This is a genomic window from Pseudidiomarina marina (assembly GCF_003987045.1).
GTDB lineage: Bacteria > Pseudomonadota > Gammaproteobacteria > Enterobacterales > Alteromonadaceae > Pseudidiomarina > Pseudidiomarina marina.
Genome location: NZ_PIPZ01000004.1, coordinates 1 through 17,843 on the forward strand (window position 1 = coordinate 1; position 17,843 = coordinate 17,843).

Here is a 17,843-nt window from a genome sequence, read left to right on the forward strand (position 1 = left end):
TGGTAAGGCCTGATTTTTCTAGACACCTTCTACCCGTTTAAAATATTCACGCTCAAAGTTGTTTGGCGACACTCTGTCATTTTTTGTATGGCGTCGAGTTGGATTGTAAACCATCTCAATATAATGAAACACTGCCTGCTTGGCTTCAGCCCGGTTTGGATAAATACGACGGCGTATTTTTTCCTTCTTTAAATTGCTGAAGAAGCTTTCAGCAACCGCATTATCATGACAGTTACCACGTCGACTCATACTGGCTTTAATATTGTATGCATCGAGTAACTTTCTGAACTGCCGACTGGAATATTGAGAGCCCTGGTCGGAGTGCAAACTGACTTGCTGCTGTGGCTTTCGTCGCCAATAAGCGGCTGTAATGGCTTGCATAGCCAAGTCTTCGGTCATTCGGTCGCTCATCGACCAACCAACGATATTACGTGCAAATAAGTCCATGACGACCGCCAGAAAAAGAAAGCCTTCATGCGTTTTAATGTAAGTGATGTCGGTCACCCACCATTGATTAGGGTGCTCGACGTTAAATTCGCGATTTAACGCGTTATCGGCAACAATATCGGTCTTACCGCCGTAGTAGCCTCGGGGCGTGTTGTAACCTCGCTGCGCGCGAATGCCTTCTTTTTGCATTAAGCGTAAGATCCGATCACGGCCGCAATATTGGTTTGCATCACGAAAGTCCATATAGATATTGCGGTAGCCATGAAAACCACCGCTCTCTATCCAAAACTGCTTAATTTTTTGCGCGAGTTGTTGGTCTTCACGCTCTCGCTTGCTGACTGGCGATTTAAGCCAGTCATAATAGCCACTGGGGTGAACGTCTAACGTTCGGCACAAAACTCTCACGGGATAACGTGAACTACGAGATTTTATGAACCGGTACCGTTCTTTGACTCGCCGGCAAAGAACACCGCGGCTTCCTTTAACAGGTTCCTTTCTTGTTCAACACGTTTCAGCTCACGTTTTAGCCGTGCATTTTCAGCTCGTAAGTCTTGCTCTTCTTCACGCGCTTTTGTTGGCTTTGAAAACTTTTTAAGCCATCCATACAGCGTTTTAGTGCTTATACCGAGCCGTTCAGCAACATCATTGACACTGTAGCCATGCACTGCGACTTGATTCACGGCTTCTTGTTTAAACTCGTCCGAATATCGGATACCTTTACCCATGATTTACCTCTTATGGTCATAGTTACATTTTTACCATAAAAGGTGTCGGGAAATCTCAGGCCTTACCAATCCATAGATTTATCATCTGATTCTCTTCTGACTCGCTACTAAGTGCTAGCGAATGCAATTCAGAGCTTCGAATAAATTTTGGAAAAGAGTGATGATCCATTGAAAATTCTGAAATAAAACTGTTCAGTCTTTTTGAAGCTTTTTGGGCGCGCAGATCAATACATTTATGCATAGGATTTATTGGCTTGCCAACAATCTTGATTTCGTTGCTCTCCAAGTCTATCAGTAAGCATTCATCTGACCAGCTTGGATGCTCCTTGTGATGGAAAAGAGTTAAAAGTGTTTTAATCACTTCCATCCGTGCATCCGCCGATTCGCGGGCTGAATGAGGTTCTTTCTCGCTCAGCTTTTTTATGACAACGTATGTCTCATCGTCTTCAAGAACGAAATTCTTAGCTGCGATTTTTTCTTTATGGTCCTCTGGGTTGTTTGAAACCTCGATATGGAGCTTTTTACAAGATTCAGCAATTGTTCGAAACAGTCCTGAAGCTCTAAAAATTGCCAGATACTCTCGCCGCTCAGTATTTAACGCTTCGATGTATTCGCTAATTGCAGCGTTTCCAGATATTCTATTTTTGCCAAAATAGAAGAAATTCAAAGTAGTGTTGTGTAGCCAGTTAGAGCTAAAACCGAAATTCTTGAGTGTTGTGATATAGGTTCTAGCAAGAGCTCTGATCGCATTGATATCACGTCTTTCCTTGATGGCAGCTATGAGTAGATCTTCATTTCTCCTACGATAGGATGGCATTTCAATCTGGGACCAAAGCAGCTCCAAAACCACACGATGCTCTGCCAGTGATTTGGTTTTGTTCTGAAGACTTGCGAGCACCGTCGGGACATCGAGCAACATTAAAGATTGAGCTACTTCATCACTCTTCAAGTTACTCGTTAGCTCTTCAAGGACATGATCTAGATTCGGCTTTTTTATCACTCCGTTCTCTATGTCTTCAATTACCTCCAAGGCCTCTCTGCAAAGAAGGCTCGTATTCAATGCCGATGGCTTGTATGTATCCAAAGAATAATCAAATAGCATTTCTTCTAACAGCTGTGCGAAGTAGAGCAACTCTTTGCTTTGATCTGGGGCGGTCCATTTTCTTAGGTTTCGAAATTTCATCGGTTATTAGCATTCCTTAACAATCTGACATTCGAGTGGGATGCGCACCTACTATCCCAATCCACCGTTAGTACGCGGTATTAAGCACATTAAATATGGTCGTTACCGCTGAATACCGCGCTACGCTGTTCACTCACACAAAGCGTCGAACTTTCTAATAAACGCTTCTTGCAGAGTTCTATTACTAGCAAGCTTATCTCCGTATTCTTTAATATATTTTTTTATGGCATCCTCAAAGTCATCCCGATACACAGTTTTGGTTTCCATGCACACAATATCCACTCCTGAATTAGACTTTCCCCATATACGCCACCCATTTTTTGTTGACGCTTCGTGAAGCAGACCACACCTCACTGACGAGTAGAAATCCATTGCTTCAACTTCTGAAAACTTCTTGGAGAATGGTTCTCGTTTGGTTAGGAAATCAATGAAGCATTGCTTGCTTCTGTTGTACTCGTGCTTTTTTAGCTCATTTGTGTTGCACTGGCGATATGTCTTACCTTCGTAACAAGAGTCTAAGAACTCAATGAGAGAACATAATAAAGTCATTATAGTAAAGCCATAGCCATGATAACTGTCGTCATTTCTTAGGCTTTGTATGGGTTCGAGGTATCGAGACTGAACTCGCCCCCAGAAAAAGTCGTTAAACGCTTTTCTCCATTCAATCTCGTCAGTTGAACCAATTATAGATTCACGTATTTTTTGCCAGTCTTTCACTGTTTTTCTGTTAGTTATATACATAGCTTGAGATGCTTAAAACCGACGGTTAAAGCCTAGAGAAAGGAAATTCAACAACTCAATCTTGCTCAGCATTTTGTACCTCTCCGATATGAAGCACTTCACCCAAAAATAAATATGTATTAAGAAAGAGAGACCGAGCTTCTTCAGCAGTAACGTCTCTATGAACCCCGGTTGATACCCGATCATATAGATTGGAGAGGTTTTGACGGATCTTAGCTTTTCTTGATTTGCTCTCTACTCTTTGGTGAACAAAAGCATTTATCCGGTTTTGGTGTCTGTTAGGCCCTAGTGAGACTTCATTATCACCTATTTTAATAGTGTCATCCGTTGGAGGAAATATTGAGTCAGCGAATGATTCAATTATCCGGCGAACCGTTGTTAATGCTTGGCTAATAGACTCTGGGTCGTCTTCTGAAAGTCGGGACATAACGGACGGAATTTGTTTAAGGATTTCGCCAGCATGTGCTGCTAATAATGTATCAATATCGCTCTTATATCTTTCAAAAATTGATTCGCTTAAACTGTCGAACTCTTTCTCGTAGTAAACATCAGTTACAAAACTATGGAGCAACGAAAATACTCTACTCCTAATACCACTGAGGATTGCAATATAATTGGTAGTAGCTGCCAGTTGTTGTTGATGCATCCGCATCACAGCTAAGCCAGCATCACCACCCGTATTTGGTGTAGTCATTGAGCGTAACTTAATATTCTCAGCTTCAATTGCGGCTTCATGTTGAGCCAATGGACCCCAGTAACCTTTCTTTTCATCTTTCTTGGTCCAGCGTCCCGTTTTGCCCATAAATTTTAAGGATGTAGCATCTGAGCCGTTATAACCACTCATCTCAAAACTGATCCAACGCTGTACTTCTTCTGAACCCACCCACCGAGCTAAGCGTGATGCTTTTAGCAAAAGTGCCTCAGCGGATAATCTGCTTAGTTCAATATCATCGAGCAATTCTTTGGCTAACTCTAGAATATGTTCGGATCTGCTTTGGGACACTAATATCTCCTAAGTGCTCATACACTAACGCTTCTATCTCTTAATCGACACTAAAAGACTTTACCGTGCAAAGCAAGAACAAGGCGCTTTTAGGTAAGTTACACCCAATCTCTGGATTGTCGAACTGATATTGGCTTATGGATTCAATCAGCTTTTGCATTAACGTTTGTTTGCCACAATCATTTTTATCCCAAAGCACTTCACGTCGAATGCAGTAATTTGACTGCTAACTTTCTGGCAGTTCGGATAAGCCTGACCAAAGGCGGTCAAGTTAAAACGACTGAAATCATCTCCGTCAGCATCCGTGCAGCAACTGACAAATATCTTACCCGTTGGGTATATACATTTTTTAAGTTTATTCATTTCCGTTTAAACCGCCTTTATGGCAGGCTATCAAAAGATTTTTTTATATAGATCTCGGCTCTTGTGCAAAAATGAATAGCAAAAGTAACACTTACATATGTCGATACTAAGGATTGGTTAAATGTCAAGCAAGAAACACTCGGATGTAATGAGAGTGGTTGAATACGTCTTATAATACATAGTTTCAAAGTATGAAAAATTCAGCGTGCAGTCAGCAACTAAAAACGATGAACTTAATGGAATGAATCGACATCCATTGGTTCGAATCATGCGTGATATCTGCCACGCCCCAGAAGACGATGGCAGCCTTGCAAGATATACAATGATCAATAATTACCAAACCGATAATATTTCTTGCCATTGGCAGTTAAATGCCAATATCTACTTTAGTTATTTATCATATAGATCAAGTGCAATCGGCCAAGATAGCTATGTTGGTTTCATCAGCTGCTTTAGTGGCTAAGATCATGGGATTTCTTTTCAGTGTTATGGACGTTTTTGGCTGACAGTATCCTTTGAAGCAAATATGACTAAACTTCTGCTGAAAGAATAAGAAGTAATCGCAAAACTGAAAGTCGCCAATAGAACTAGGCTATAAAATTATTAAGCACCACTGAACAATCGAACTATCAGCACTTTTTCATTCGACACTACCGAGCAAAATTAAGGACAGGAGATAAGGATAATGACACAACAAGAGGTAAGCTGGAAAGAAAAACACGTTTATAAAGTTCGAGATCAGCGATCGCCTGTAATAATTGATGAACCCGAATCAGAAATATTAAGATCTGAAGTAGAACCTTGGTTAACAGCCTTATTTCAAAGCGAACATTTAGGCTTATTGGTCGGGGCAGGCCTACCTGCAGCATTGCATTCTTTGGCCAAAGGCTATGCTAATGCAGGGATGGAGAGAATGCCTTTGTCAGCTTTTAGCGACCAAATAGATAAAGCCACCATCGAAAGTGCGAAACGTGCGGGAAGAGGAAATGCCAACATTGAAGACCAAATCAGGGTATGTAACGAGCTGATTCGGGGGTTGGAAATCTATGTCACCACCGATGTTTATGGATCTGGCAAGATTCGAAAGGAGCTTCAAAAACTAAAATATGAAGTTGCGCACGGATTAGTAGCGTTTGCAAATAACGTACTTCGCAGCGAGCACAATGTTATTAATGCGGCAAAATCTGAAGTTGCGGCTGAGTATCTAATGAACTTTTTAGTGAGCTTTTCAAGTCGATCTGCGACCAGAGAGCGATTGAACCTATTCACGACAAATTATGACCGTCTGATAGAATATGGCGCTGAACTTGCTGGAGTCAGACTAATAGACAGGTTTGTTGGCACAATAAACCCAGTATTTAGGTCATCTCGGGTTGAAGTCGACATGCACTACAATCCTCCGGGCATCAGAGGTGAACCAAGATATCTCGAAGGCATAGTGCATTTCACAAAGCTTCACGGTTCGTTAGATTGGGCAGCGAAAGACAACGTAATAAAAAGGTTTGCACTACCCTACGGAGCATCTGACATAACCCAATATGCTAGCGATGATCAAATCAATTTAATGGTCTACCCCAATTCTTCAAAGGATAGAGAAACTTCAGAATACCCCTACGTAGAAATGTTTAGAGACCTTGCGGCATCTGCCTGTCGAGCCAATTCAACCTTAGTCGTATACGGTTACAGCTTCGGAGATGAGCACATAAATCGCGTACTAGTGGATATGCTGTCAATTCCATCCACTCATTTAGTGATAATTAGCTACGATGACGATAGCGGCAGAGTTCAGAACTTCTATGCTCAGGCGAAACGCCCCGCACAGATTTCTCTCTTAATAGGCAAACATTTCGGTGATCTTCAAATTCTCGTTGACAATTACCTCCCAAAGCCTGCCATAGACAGAACCACTATAAAAATGGCCGACTTGCTCAAGTCTCGAGGCTTAGCTCAGTCCGATAGTAAACATATTGAGAATGAGGACAAAGCATGAGCATTTCACCGATAGAACACTCAACATCACTGCGTATCGGATCAGTTGAATTTGTCTCTCCCGATGAAATAAAAGTTGGGCTCGATTTGGACGCTCCAGACGGTATCGCCGCTAACGCTGGGACACCTCGGGCCTTTCCCAGAGTTAACAGTTATGTACTCATTGCAACCGAGTCAGGGTTTATCGTGTCTCAAGTGGAATGGATAGCTGTCGAGAAGTCACCATTCCCAAAGCGCAAAGGCTTTCAGGATTACGGGTTAATAGATTTACCTTTTCCATTAAGAAAAATGAAAGTCAGTCCGCTAGGGATACTAAAGTTTGATGGAAACAATTTTAAATTTAGACGAGGGGTTCAAGCTTTTCCAAGCGTTGGTGAACCCGTTTTAATACCTACAGATTCTCAGTTGAGAGCCATCGTAGAATCTGGCGATAATAGGCGAGTAAAAATTGGCACGAGCCCAATTGCAGCGAACGCTGATGTATGTATCGACCCAGACCGCCTGTTCGGACGGCATTTAGCTGTTTTAGGTAACACTGGAAGTGGTAAATCTTGTTCTGTTGCTGGCCTTATACAATGGTCACTTGAGTCAGCAAAAGCGAAAGTTGAACAAGATAATGAGAAGCCTAATGCAAGATTTATAGTACTCGACCCCAACGGAGAATACTCAAAGGCTTTTGGCGATCAGGCGCGAGTATTTAAGGTTGGAGATGAAGTAACCCCTTTACAAGTGCCGCTCTGGTTTTGGAATAGCGCCGAGTGGATTTCATTCACACAAGCTAGTCCTAAAGCACAAGCGCCACTATTGAGAAGGGCACTTCGGGCTATGAGAAATGAACAGTTCGAATTGTCTGAAGAAATCGATATTTCGGTGCGGAAGTTCTTAAGCACAATATTGATTAGTTCTAAACATGAACGGTCAACTGGAGCCCCTTGGGGTTCGTTTCCTAAGCCCAAAGGTTTCTATGAAAAAATTTGTAAATGGACAACAAGTGTAGAATCGCTAAAAAGCTTATTGGAAGGGACAGATACTCGGCTGGATGATTTACTAACTGCACTTGATAATTATCAACAAGCGAGATCAGGTCGACATCCGACATACGAATCCGACTTAAATGAAGTTAATCAACTAATCGACTCTATAACGACTGCATTTAATGAATTTGGTGGTTCTGAAAAAGATTTGCTTCCCAAGAGTGAAGATACCCCCTGTATTTTTGATGGTGATGTTTTCGTTTCTTATCTGGAGTCCCTTGCACAAGAAACTGGAAATGAACAATTCGTAGAATTTTTGTTGACCCGCATAAGAACCATGCTTGCAGATACTCGTATGAGCGAAATTATTGGGAATAACGAGAGCATATCGCTTGCGGATTGGCTTAATACTTATATCGGTGAAGATAACGCACAAAATGGATGTGTAACAGTAATAGACCTCTCGTTGGTTCCAACTGATATTACGCACATAATTACCGCTGTAATCGCTAGAATGACATTTGAAGCCCTTCAAAGATACCGTAAAGTAAATAATGAAACACTGCCGACGGTTCTGGTGATGGAAGAGGCACATACGTTTGTAAAAAGATATAAGGAAGATACAGAAAATCAAAATGCAGCGACCATTTGCTGTCAGGTCTTCGAAAAAGTAGCCCGTGAAGGTAGAAAGTTTGGACTTGGATTGGTTTTGTCATCTCAGCGCCCCTCTGAGTTATCGCCAACAGTATTATCTCAATGCAATAGCTTCCTTTTACATAGAATAAGTAATGACCGAGATCAGGAATTGGTACATCGATTAGTACCGGATAACTTACGGGGCCTCTTAAGAGAACTACCATCTCTGCCCTCGCAACAAGCAATTCTTCTTGGCTGGGCATCTGAACTACCAATAGTAGTCAAAATGAATGATTTAGATAAACACCAACGGCCTCATTCTGATGACCCTGATTATTGGGACGTTTGGTCTCGCCTAAAAGATCGATCTATCGACTGGTCAGGAATTGCTAACGACTGGCAGCACGTTGATGATGATTGGGATTCTTAATTCAACATCGGAAAGTAAAAAGCCCACACGAGGTGGGCTTCACTTTTAAACGACTTATTGACGGTAATCGTCTTTTTATTCCCAGTAAACGACTTATTTCATGGGAACATCATCCAAACCAATCTTAACGATAAGTATCAACCGCCGGGCAACTACACATCAGATTCCGGTCGCCGTACACGTCGTCAATGCGGTTCACGCTTGGCCAGAACTTGTTCACCTTAACGGCGGCCACAGGGTATGCAGCAAGTTCACGGCTGTATGGGCGGTCCCAGTTGGCATCAACAATGTCTGCTAACGTGTGTGGTGCGTTGTGCAGTGGGTTGTTGTCTTCTGGCCACTCGCCGGCTTCAACGCGTTTCGCTTCTTCACGAATGCTGATCATGGCTTCAATGAAGCGGTCTAGCTCAGCTTTCGATTCAGACTCGGTTGGCTCAACCATTAACGTACCCGCTACTGGGAAGCTCATGGTTGGGCTGTGGAAGCCGTAGTCTTGCAAGCGTTTTGCCACGTCCATTTCAGTCACGCCACAAGCGTCTTTTAATGGGCGTAAATCGATAATACATTCGTGCGCAACACGGTCGTTACGGCCTTTGTACAGAATTGGGTAGTGCTTGCTCAAGTGCTTCGCAATGTAGTTGGCGTTCATAATCGCCACTTCCGTTGCTTCGCGCAGGCCGCGTGAACCCATCATCACAATGTACATCCACGAAATTGGTAAAATGCTCGCGCTACCAAATGGTGCTGCAGATACCGCGCCGTTTTCAGCATCGGTGTCGGCAATTTTCACCACACTGTGGTTCGGTAAGAATGGTGCTAAGTGTTTCTTCACACCAATTGGGCCCATACCAGGACCACCACCGCCGTGCGGAATACAGAAGGTTTTGTGCAAGTTTAAGTGCGATACATCGGCACCAATGTAACCTGGTGAGGTCACGCCCACTTGCGCGTTCATGTTGGCACCATCAAGGTAAACCTGACCACCGTGCGCGTGCACAATGTCACAGATATCTTTAATGCCTTCTTCGTATACGCCGTGCGTTGACGGGTAAGTCACCATGATGCATGACAAGTTGTCGCCTGCTTCAGCAGCTTTCGCTTTCAAGTCAGCCAAATCAACGTTACCGTTCTTGTCACAGTCAACCACTACCACGTTCATGCTCATCATTTGCGCTGAAGCTGGGTTGGTACCGTGCGCTGAGCTTGGAATCAAGCAGATGTTGCGATGCGCATCGCCACGGCTTTGGTGATATTTCTGAATCGCTAACAAGCCGGCGTATTCGCCTTGTGCACCAGAGTTTGGTTGCATCGACATCACGTCGTAGCCAGTAATATCCACTAACCACTCTGACAAGGTGCTGAGTAGCTCAGCGTACCCTTGCGCTTGGTCTGCTGGGCAGAACGGATGCAACTGACCGAATTCCGGCCAAGTGACGGGGATCATTTCAGCGGTGGCGTTGAGTTTCATGGTACATGAGCCCAACGAGATCATGCTGTGGTTCAACGACAAGTCTTTGTTTTCAAGCTGCTTGATGTAACGCAGCATTTCGGTTTCAGAGTGATAGCTGTTGAATACTGGGTGTTCCAGAATCGCGCTCTCACGGCGAAGTGCCGCTGGAATTGATTCAACTTCACCTGAAGCGACACGTGAATCTAGTACATCAATTTCTAAACCGTGATCAGCACCGAATAACGCGGCGAACAAGGCGTCAACGTCTTGGCGAGTTTTCGCTTCATCTAAGCTCACGCCGAACTGGCCGTTGCCGTCAACGCGCAAGTTAATTTCTGCTTTATCAGCTCGCGCTAATACGTCAGAGGTATCGCCTTCAAGTTTGAAAGTTAAGGTATCGAACCAATGGCTGTTCAATACTTTCACGCCTTTCTCTTTCAAGCCAAGCGCGACAATGTCAGTCAAACGGTTAATGCGTGATGCGATGGTTTTCAGGCCTTGTGGGCCGTGGTATACCGCGTAGAACGATGCCATGTTGGCAAGCAATACCTGCGCAGTACAGATGTTCGAGTTCGCTTTCTCACGACGGATGTGCTGTTCACGAGTTTGCATTGCCATACGCAATGCTTGGTTGTCACGGGTGTCTTTGGAAACACCAATGATACGACCTGGCAGTGAACGCTTGTATTTGTCACGGGTTGCAAAGAATGCGGCGTGCGGGCCGCCATAACCCATTGGTACGCCGAAACGTTGTGCTGAACCCAGCACCATGTCAGCGCCCATTTCGCCTGGCGATTTCAACAACACCAGGCTCATGATATCTGCGGCAACGGCAACAATACCTTTGTTCGCTTGAATATCAGCAATCAGCTTCTCGATGTTGTGAATTTCACCATTGCGGTCTGGGTATTGCAACAACGCACCGAATACGTCGTGGTTATCGGCTTCACGCGCTGGCCCAACAATTACGTCGAAACCAAACTGCTCGGCGCGGGTTTTCACCACGTCGATAGTTTGTGGGAACACGTTGTCAGCAACGTAGTAGGTGTTCGATTTGCTCTTGCTGACACGCTTCGACATGGCCATGGCTTCGGCCGCTGCGGTTGCTTCGTCAAGCAATGACGCGCTCGCCAGTTCAAGGCCTGTCAAATCCATGGTCATTTGTTGGAAGTTCAAAATGGCTTCTAAGCGACCCTGAGCAATTTCTGGCTGGTACGGCGTGTACGCAGTGTACCAACCTGGGTTCTCAAGTACGTTACGCAAAATAACGTTCGGTACTAGGGTGTCGTAGTAACCCATACCGATAAATGACTTGTACACTTTGTTCTTGCTCGCGATACCTTTGAGTTTAGCAAGCGCTTCACGCTCGTTCATTGGTTCGCCAACAGACAAAAATGGGTCGCGACGAATCGCGCCAGGAACGGTGTCACGCGTAAGCTCTTCGAGTGAGCTAACACCCAACTCAGCCAACATCGCCTTGGTTTCATCAGCACTTGGGCCAATGTGGCGGGCAATGAATTCACCGTGATTTTCTAACTGCTTCAGCGTAGTAGTCGTCATTTACTTCAGGTCCCCTAGCTTCCGGGTGGATACAAGACATTTGAAACACAAAACCCCGGTGCAAGAGACCGGGGCTTGGCAACAAAACGAGCTGTTATTCTTCGTCGATAACTGCTTGATAACCTTCGGCATCAAGCAAGCTTTCAACTTCACTTGGGTCTTCGGCTTTAATTTTGAACAACCAGCCGTCACCAAATGGGTCATTGTTTACAGTTTCTGGCGCATCTTCTAAGTCTTCGTTCACTTCAACAATTTCACCAGCAATTGGTGCATAAATGTCAGAAGCGGCTTTGACTGATTCTGCTACGGCAACGTCGTCACCAGCGGCTACGTTGGCGCCAACTTCTGGCAATTCAACGAACACCATGTCGCCAAGCAAATCTTGTGCGTGCTCAGTGATACCTACTGTGAAAATGCCGTCACCTTCGTTGCGCACCCACTCATGCGTTGATGCGTACTTAAGTTCCTTTGGAATATTGCTCATGTTCTGTTCCTCGTAATTCAATTCTTAAAAAATGATGGCTTAGGCAAGTACTGATTTGCCCTGACGCACGAAGCTTGGTTTGACCACGCTTACTGTAACTAATTTCTTGCGAATTTCCACCTCTGCTGTTTCACCCACAGAAGCTGGTACGCGTGCCATAGCAATTGAGAAACCAAGCGTTGGCGAGAAAGTACCTGAGGTAATTTCGCCTTCACCGCCGTCAACAATCACTTTTTGACCATGACGCAATACGCCTTTGTCTTTCATCACCAAGCCAACTAATTTGGCATGGCCTGCTGCTTTTTGCTGTTCGAGTGCTTCGCGACCGATGAATTTGCGATCGGCTGGCTCAAACGCCACGCTCCAACCCATATTGGCTTCTAAAGGCGATACGGATTCGTCCATATCTTGGCCGTACAGGTTCATGCCCGCTTCTAAGCGCAAGGTATCACGTGCGCCTAAACCACATGGCTGCACGCCAACGTTTAATAGGTCATCCCAAAGCTGCTCGACTTTGTCACCAGGTACGACAATTTCATAGCCTTTTTCGCCGGTGTAGCCGGTGGTCGCGATGAAGTAATCGCCCACTTGCTCAGACATAAAAGGTTTCATGCCAGCAACTGGTGCGAACGCGTCGTCGCCTAATACCAGTTTGAGTTTCTCTTCAGCTTTCGGGCCTTGTAGAGCGAGCATGCCGAGGCTTGGTTGCTCAGTAATGGTGACTTTGAAATCGCTCGCCACACCGTGAATCCATTCCATATCGCGCTCACGTGTCGCTGAGTTCACCACCAAGCGATACGATTCATCGGTGAAGAAATAGACAATCAGGTCGTCAATCACGCCGCCCTGTTCGTTCAGCATGCCGCTGTAAAGCGCTTTGCCTGGAACAGTTAATTTGGCCACGTCGTTAGCTAATAGGTAACGTAAGAATGGTTTTGCATCAATGCCGGCAACGTCAACAATAGTCATGTGCGACACATCGAATACGCCTGAATCGTTACGTACAGCATGATGCTCTTCAATTTGCGAGCCGTAGTTCAGCGGCATATCCCAGCCGTGGAAGTCCACCATTTTCGCGCCAGCTTTAACGTGCGCGTCATACAAAGGAGTGCGATTTGCCATGACCTAGTTGTCCTTTTTTGTTGTCGAGATGCGAGTTTGCCGCATTCAAAAAATTACCGCGAATTATAGAACTCAAAGCGCCTTGCAACAAATGAATATTACTTATACATTTATAAAAATATTAAATACGGATTTATAATGTATTAAGTTTAATTATGAATTCGGCTCGTTACAGGAACTTGTGATGCAACACCTTCCGCTTGAGGCATTACGTGCTTTCGTTAGCATCTATGAGCTACAAAGTTATACCGCGGCAGCGCAGCAACTGAACCGTTCGCAGCCCGCGATTAGCCTGCAATTGCGGCGGCTTGAAGAGCTGCTTGAAACCTCTTTACTCACGCGTAGCGGCGGGCGTATTCATCTAACGCCCAGCGGCACTGAATTGCTTGAACAAGCGCGCACGTTGTTGAGCCTCAATGATCAAATTATCGCCCGCTTCACCGAACCTGCGGTATCAGGTCAGGTGCGACTGGGTATTCCCAGTGAATTTGCCAGTAAATTATTGCCGCAGGTATTAGGCCAGTTCGCTCATGCCTACCCAAACGTGTCGTTGTCGGTAACATCAGCGCTCAGCAAAGACTTGTTAAAAGACGAGCAAGCGCATTTTGATTTAGTGATTGCCTTAAAAGAGCCGGATAAACGCATTACTCGTCCAGGTTTAGTGATACTCAAACAAGAACCATTGGTTTGGGTTGGCGCCGGTGCTGATCTTAACACACAGCAAGACGATTTATCGTTGGTGGTGGCGCCAGAAGGCTGTATTTATCGACGCCGTGCGCTTGGTGCGTTGCGTCAGGCGAATATTCCTGCGCGTATCAGCTATACCAATGCGGACTTTTCCGGTTTAACGGCGGCAATTGAGAGTGGTCTTGGCTTAACGGTATTAGCGCAAAGTACGGTGCCCGATAACTTGTCGCGCCAGCAGCGCATTGGCCCTATCACATTGCCGGAACTTGGCGAAGTGAGCGTTGCCATGTGGCAAGCCGATACAACCAATCAGGCGGCTCGGCAGTTAGCCCAATTTATTCAAGAACGTATTTAAGCGTATTCCCCGGGTTATTCGCCAAGCGCCGCTTTAATTAGTTGGCGTTTCAATGGCTGAATGCTGTTGGCTGCTTTGAAACCAATGCCACGTACCAGTTTTGCCAACGGATTCGCGGTACCAAAACCGCGTTTAAAAGCTTCCATAGCAGAAATCATTGTGACGGCTGCCGCTTTGCGCTTGCGTTCCCATGCGCGCAATTCGCGGTGATTCGCGTTGCTAGCAAACACCGGTAGCAAATCAACTACATCGCCAAAACCTAAGTTAGCGCCCTGCCCGGCTAACGGATGAATACTGTGTGCGGCGTCACCGATTAAGATTAAGCGGTCATCTAGCCAACGCTGTGCGTATTGCATGCGTAGTGGGAAGCCTGCTCGCGCAGATGCTAATTCCAACTTGCCTAAACACTGATCGCTTGCTGCTTGTAGCTGATTGATAAAGGTTTGGTCATCAAGCGCTTGCAGGTGCTGCGCTTTGTCCTCATCGGCTGACCACACTAGCGATACCAAGTGCGTATCGTTCAGTGGTAACCATGCAATCGGCCCGGTTGGCAGAAACACTTGGCGCGCAATGCCATCATGCGGCTTCTCGGTTTTGATTACTGCCACAATGCCAGTTTGCTCATAATCCCAGAAGCTAAGCGGTAACTTCGCGCGTTCGCGCGTCGGTGAACGATTCCCATCGGCGGCAATCAGGTAATCTGCTTGCAGTTGCTGGTTTGAGCGTAGCTTGACGGTCACTTGTAAGGCGTTGGTGGTATGCTCGACCACTTCATCGTCGGCAATAATCTGTACGCCCTGCTCGGTAGCGACATCCCACAAGGTTTGCTCAAGCACCTTGTTTTCAACAATCGCGCCGAGATCGTCTGCACCGGCTTCTGCTGCTGAAAACTCGATGTGACCAAAGCTATCGTGGTCCCACACCTGCATACCGGTATAAGGCCCAAGACGCTGCTGTGGCAGACGTTGCCACACGCCTAATTCACGTAACAAGGCACGGCTGTGATGCGCTAAGGCACTTACGCGTAACTCTGGCGACTCGGTGTATTCAGGACGCCCACTGCGCTCAATGAGATACACGCGATGCCCCTGCAGGCGCAAGCCTAACGCGACGCTGAGGCCTATCATGCCACCACCGACAACCACGATTGTTTGTGCTTTAAACGGTGTACTCATGCGTTTCGAAATCCCATGGTTTGACGCGCGAAGACGTGTCGCAATGGCGGCAGATTATCTAGTCCAAACAAGGCGAGATTTCGGCCCACCACAAGCGGCACATGTTGATTCGAGAAACCACGCACTAAGCTATCGGTTAACCCAATAATTCGCCGGTAATCTTGCTGACGGCGTTCATTATAGATACTTAGCCAACGATATTGCCCAGGGTCTTGTGCTGTTAGTAATTGCTCACTTAATTCAATCGCATCACGTACACCGAGGTTAAAGCCTTGGCCGGCAATGGGGTGCAAGGTATGCGAGGCGTTGCCAATAATCACGCTACGATGACTGATATTGGAATCAGCCAAATGCAGTTGCAGCGGATACTGAACACGGTCACGAACCGCCACAAAACGCCCTGCGCGATATCCAAATGCCTGCTGGCATGCAGTTAAGAACTCGGCGTCAGATAAGTGCATGGCCTGCGCTGCATGCTCTGGGCTTAAGCTCCACACTAACGACGCTTGTTGCGCTGGCAATGGCAATAACGCAATCGGGCCGGTGTCAGTGAAGCGCTCATAAGCCCAGCCATCAAGATCTTCCGACAACGTTAACGTCGCAATAATGCCTACTTGCTGGTAATCGGTGTGTTGCATGGCTATGCCGGTGTCGTCTCGCACTTGCGAGCGCTGACCATCGGCCCCGATGAGAAGTTGTGCCGTAAGCTCCGCTTTAGTGTCATGCTGCTTATAGTGCACGGTAATTGAATCACGTTCGCGCTCCGCACGCTCAAACCATGCTCCGCCCAGCCATTCGATATTGGTTTCTTGCAAACAGGCTTCGTACAATGCGCGGTTTAATGCCGCGGCGGCGATGACTTGGCCCATTGCGGCAACGCCGTGTTGCGCCGCATGCAAACGGGTCATGCCGAGATGGCCACGGTCGCTGACATGAATATGATCGATCGGACTGGCCTGGTCAGCCACATGCTGCCACACGCCAATTTGTTCTAACAACGCGACAGTCGCGGCGGCTAAGGCAATGGTTCGTTTGTCTTGTGCGGGCCCTTGTTGTTGCGGTTCCAGCACAGCAATGCGCCAGTCTTGGCGACCGCGAGCCAACAGCAGCGCCGTCAGCGCACCAACTAGGCCGCCGCCGGCGATAACCACTGGGTATTTTTCTGTGCTTATTTTGCCGTCATCCATTGTTCAATCTCTGCGACAGTTTTCGGAACTGCGCTGGTCATATTTTCGTGGCCGTTTTCGGTAATAATCACATCATCTTCAATGCGAATACCAATGCCATGCCATTTTTCATCCACGTTTGGCATGCCTTTCGGAATGTAGATTCCTGGCTCAATGGTTAGCACCATGCCCGGCTCAAACTTCCGTTTTTTACCTTCTTGGGTGTAGGTGCCCACATCGTGCACATCTAGGCCAAGCCAATGCCCTAAGCCATGAATCATAAACGGACGAAATGCCTCGTCATCAATGAGTTTCTTCAGGCTGCCTTTTAAAATTCCCAGCGCATGCAACCCTTCGGTTAACGTTTTTCCCGCCGCCTTCATCGCGGTCGGTAAATTGCTACCCGGTTTTAATGTCGCCAAAGCGGCCTGCTGTGCTGCTAGCACCACATTGTAGAGTTCTTTCTGGGTCTCGGTAAAACGCCCGTTCACGGGGAAAGTTCGCGTGATGTCGCCGGCAAAACCTTGGTATTCAGCGCCAGCATCAATCAACAATAGATCACCATCGCGCAGTTCTGATTGATTCTCGGTGTAGTGCAAAATACAGGCGTTTTCGCCACCACCGCAAATGGTGCCGTAGGCAGGCGATATTGCGCCGTGCATGGCAAATTCGTGATGAATTTCTGCGGCAACTTGGTATTCAAACTTGCCGGGCTTGGCAAACAACATGGCACGTTTGTGAGCTAGCACGCTAATTCGAGCGGCCTCCCGCATTAACTCAAGCTCAGCTGGGCTTTTAATAATGCGCATTTCCGCCAGCCATGGGTTGATATCCACCCACGCTTGCGGCGCTTGATGCCCCTGCTTCGGTGACGCACGCAATTCATCAGCAATGCTGTACAACTGCGCTGCTAAATCGTGTTTGTCATGCGCGAAATAAACTTTCTCAGTGCCATCAAGTAACGCATACAAATGGTCATCAACATCGTCAATGCTTGCGGCAAAATCAATACCCAATGTTTCAGCGGCTTTGTCGACGCCCAAGCGACGCCCATGCCACACTTCTTCGTGCGGGCTGATCGGTTGACAATACAATTGCACTGGCGCATCGGCGTGCGGCGCAAGCACTAATACGGCATTCGGTTCATTAAAGCCAGTTAAGTAGAAGAAATCGCTGTCTTGGCGAAAGGGAAATTCAGTATCACGACTCCGCGTTTGCAGTTGCGCACTGGGAATCACCGCAATGGCGTGCGCCGAAGCCTTTTTCAAACGAGCCAAAAGACGCGCTCGCCGCTTCTGATATTCTTCAATAGTAATGCTCTGAGACATGTGAACCTACAACGTCGAATGGATG

At 46.4% G+C, this 17,843-nt stretch carries 13 protein-coding genes; 4 read left to right on the forward strand and 9 right to left on the reverse strand.

What is annotated here, in order from left to right; translation table 11 throughout:
* Positions 1-18: 18 nt before the first annotated feature.
* The 3 genes from CWI76_RS10085 to CWI76_RS10100 all read right to left on the reverse strand — a co-directional run bounded on the left by CWI76_RS10085 (position 19) and on the right by CWI76_RS10100 (position 4,099).
* Positions 19-1,172, reverse strand: a protein-coding gene (locus tag CWI76_RS10085; RefSeq protein WP_126760232.1) for an IS3 family transposase whose coding sequence is annotated in 2 segments (ribosomal slippage) — positions 19-923 and positions 923-1,172 — 1,155 coding nt in all. Because the reading frame shifts where the segments join, the coding sequence is not laid out codon by codon here.
* A 55-nt stretch (positions 1,173-1,227) separates the two neighbouring features.
* Positions 1,228-2,355 (reverse strand): hypothetical protein, encoded by a 1,128-nt coding sequence (locus CWI76_RS10090; protein ID WP_126760233.1) that lies wholly within the window; start codon positions 2,353-2,355, stop codon positions 1,228-1,230.
* Between the two features lie 796 nt (positions 2,356-3,151).
* Positions 3,152-4,099 (reverse strand): AbiTii domain-containing protein, encoded by a 948-nt coding sequence (locus CWI76_RS10100; RefSeq protein ID WP_198678610.1) that lies wholly within the window; start codon positions 4,097-4,099, stop codon positions 3,152-3,154.
* A 568-nt stretch (positions 4,100-4,667) separates the two neighbouring features.
* Between CWI76_RS10100 and CWI76_RS10105 the strand changes: the two genes are divergently transcribed.
* The 3 genes from CWI76_RS10105 (at position 4,668) to CWI76_RS10115 (ending at position 8,491) form a co-directional block, all read left to right on the forward strand.
* Complete coding sequence (locus tag CWI76_RS10105; RefSeq protein ID WP_126760236.1) at positions 4,668-4,925, forward strand: hypothetical protein; 258 nt, start codon at positions 4,668-4,670, stop codon at positions 4,923-4,925.
* 222 nt (positions 4,926-5,147) lie between these two features.
* On the forward strand, positions 5,148-6,452 hold the full coding sequence (locus CWI76_RS10110; protein ID WP_126760237.1) for an SIR2 family protein: 1,305 nt from the start codon (positions 5,148-5,150) through the stop codon (positions 6,450-6,452).
* Positions 6,449-8,491 (forward strand): ATP-binding protein, encoded by a 2,043-nt coding sequence (locus CWI76_RS10115; protein WP_126760238.1) that lies wholly within the window; start codon positions 6,449-6,451, stop codon positions 8,489-8,491. The genes CWI76_RS10110 and CWI76_RS10115 overlap by 4 nt, the downstream gene beginning before the upstream one ends.
* Before the next feature lie 124 nt (positions 8,492-8,615).
* Here CWI76_RS10115 and gcvP read toward each other — a convergent pair whose 3' ends face one another.
* The 3 genes from gcvP to gcvT form a co-directional block, all read right to left on the reverse strand.
* Entirely contained in the window at positions 8,616-11,501 is a 2,886-nt protein-coding gene (gene gcvP / locus CWI76_RS10120; RefSeq protein WP_126760239.1) for an aminomethyl-transferring glycine dehydrogenase, read from the reverse strand.
* A gap of 94 nt (positions 11,502-11,595) precedes the next feature.
* Positions 11,596-11,985, reverse strand: coding sequence for a glycine cleavage system protein GcvH (gene gcvH / locus CWI76_RS10125; protein WP_126760240.1), 390 nt, complete (start codon positions 11,983-11,985; stop codon positions 11,596-11,598).
* A gap of 39 nt (positions 11,986-12,024) precedes the next feature.
* Entirely contained in the window at positions 12,025-13,107 is a 1,083-nt protein-coding gene (gcvT, locus tag CWI76_RS10130; RefSeq protein WP_126760241.1) for a glycine cleavage system aminomethyltransferase GcvT, read from the reverse strand.
* 184 nt (positions 13,108-13,291) lie between these two features.
* On the opposite strand from gcvT, the gene CWI76_RS10135 reads away from it, so the two are divergent.
* Positions 13,292-14,149, forward strand: coding sequence for a LysR family transcriptional regulator (locus CWI76_RS10135; RefSeq protein WP_126760242.1), 858 nt, complete (start codon positions 13,292-13,294; stop codon positions 14,147-14,149).
* 14 nt (positions 14,150-14,163) lie between these two features.
* Here the strand turns inward: CWI76_RS10135 and CWI76_RS10140 are convergent, their stop codons facing one another.
* From CWI76_RS10140 to pepP, 3 genes are read right to left on the reverse strand one after another with little or no spacing between them, the layout of a single operon-like run.
* Positions 14,164-15,324 (reverse strand): UbiH/UbiF/VisC/COQ6 family ubiquinone biosynthesis hydroxylase, encoded by a 1,161-nt coding sequence (locus CWI76_RS10140; protein ID WP_126760243.1) that lies wholly within the window; start codon positions 15,322-15,324, stop codon positions 14,164-14,166.
* The gene (gene ubiH / locus CWI76_RS10145) at positions 15,321-16,511 is read right to left on the reverse strand and encodes a 2-octaprenyl-6-methoxyphenyl hydroxylase (protein WP_126760244.1); all 1,191 of its coding nucleotides are present in this window, start codon (positions 16,509-16,511) and stop codon (positions 15,321-15,323) included. The genes CWI76_RS10140 and ubiH overlap by 4 nt, the downstream gene beginning before the upstream one ends.
* Entirely contained in the window at positions 16,493-17,818 is a 1,326-nt protein-coding gene (pepP, locus tag CWI76_RS10150) for a Xaa-Pro aminopeptidase (protein WP_126760245.1), read from the reverse strand. Before pepP ends, ubiH begins: the two co-directional genes overlap by 19 nt.
* Between the last annotated feature and the right edge of the window lie 25 nt (positions 17,819-17,843).

What these genes read in the sequence shown, in the direction of transcription:
- CWI76_RS10090 (WP_126760233.1), bottom strand. Translation starts at nt 2,355, where the DNA reads ATGAAATTTCGAAACCTAAGAAAATGGACCGCCCCAGATCAAAGCAAA.
- CWI76_RS10110 (WP_126760237.1), top strand. Translation starts at nt 5,148, where the DNA reads ATGACACAACAAGAGGTAAGCTGGAAAGAAAAACACGTTTATAAAGTT.
- CWI76_RS10115 (WP_126760238.1), top strand. Translation starts at nt 6,449, where the DNA reads ATGAGCATTTCACCGATAGAACACTCAACATCACTGCGTATCGGATCA.
- gcvP (WP_126760239.1), bottom strand. Translation starts at nt 11,501, where the DNA reads ATGACGACTACTACGCTGAAGCAGTTAGAAAATCACGGTGAATTCATT.
- gcvH (WP_126760240.1), bottom strand. Translation starts at nt 11,985, where the DNA reads ATGAGCAATATTCCAAAGGAACTTAAGTACGCATCAACGCATGAGTGG.
- gcvT (WP_126760241.1), bottom strand. Translation starts at nt 13,107, where the DNA reads ATGGCAAATCGCACTCCTTTGTATGACGCGCACGTTAAAGCTGGCGCG.
- CWI76_RS10135 (WP_126760242.1), top strand. Translation starts at nt 13,292, where the DNA reads ATGCAACACCTTCCGCTTGAGGCATTACGTGCTTTCGTTAGCATCTAT.
- CWI76_RS10140 (WP_126760243.1), bottom strand. Translation starts at nt 15,324, where the DNA reads ATGAGTACACCGTTTAAAGCACAAACAATCGTGGTTGTCGGTGGTGGC.
- ubiH (WP_126760244.1), bottom strand. Translation starts at nt 16,511, where the DNA reads ATGGATGACGGCAAAATAAGCACAGAAAAATACCCAGTGGTTATCGCC.
- pepP (WP_126760245.1), bottom strand. Translation starts at nt 17,818, where the DNA reads ATGTCTCAGAGCATTACTATTGAAGAATATCAGAAGCGGCGAGCGCGT.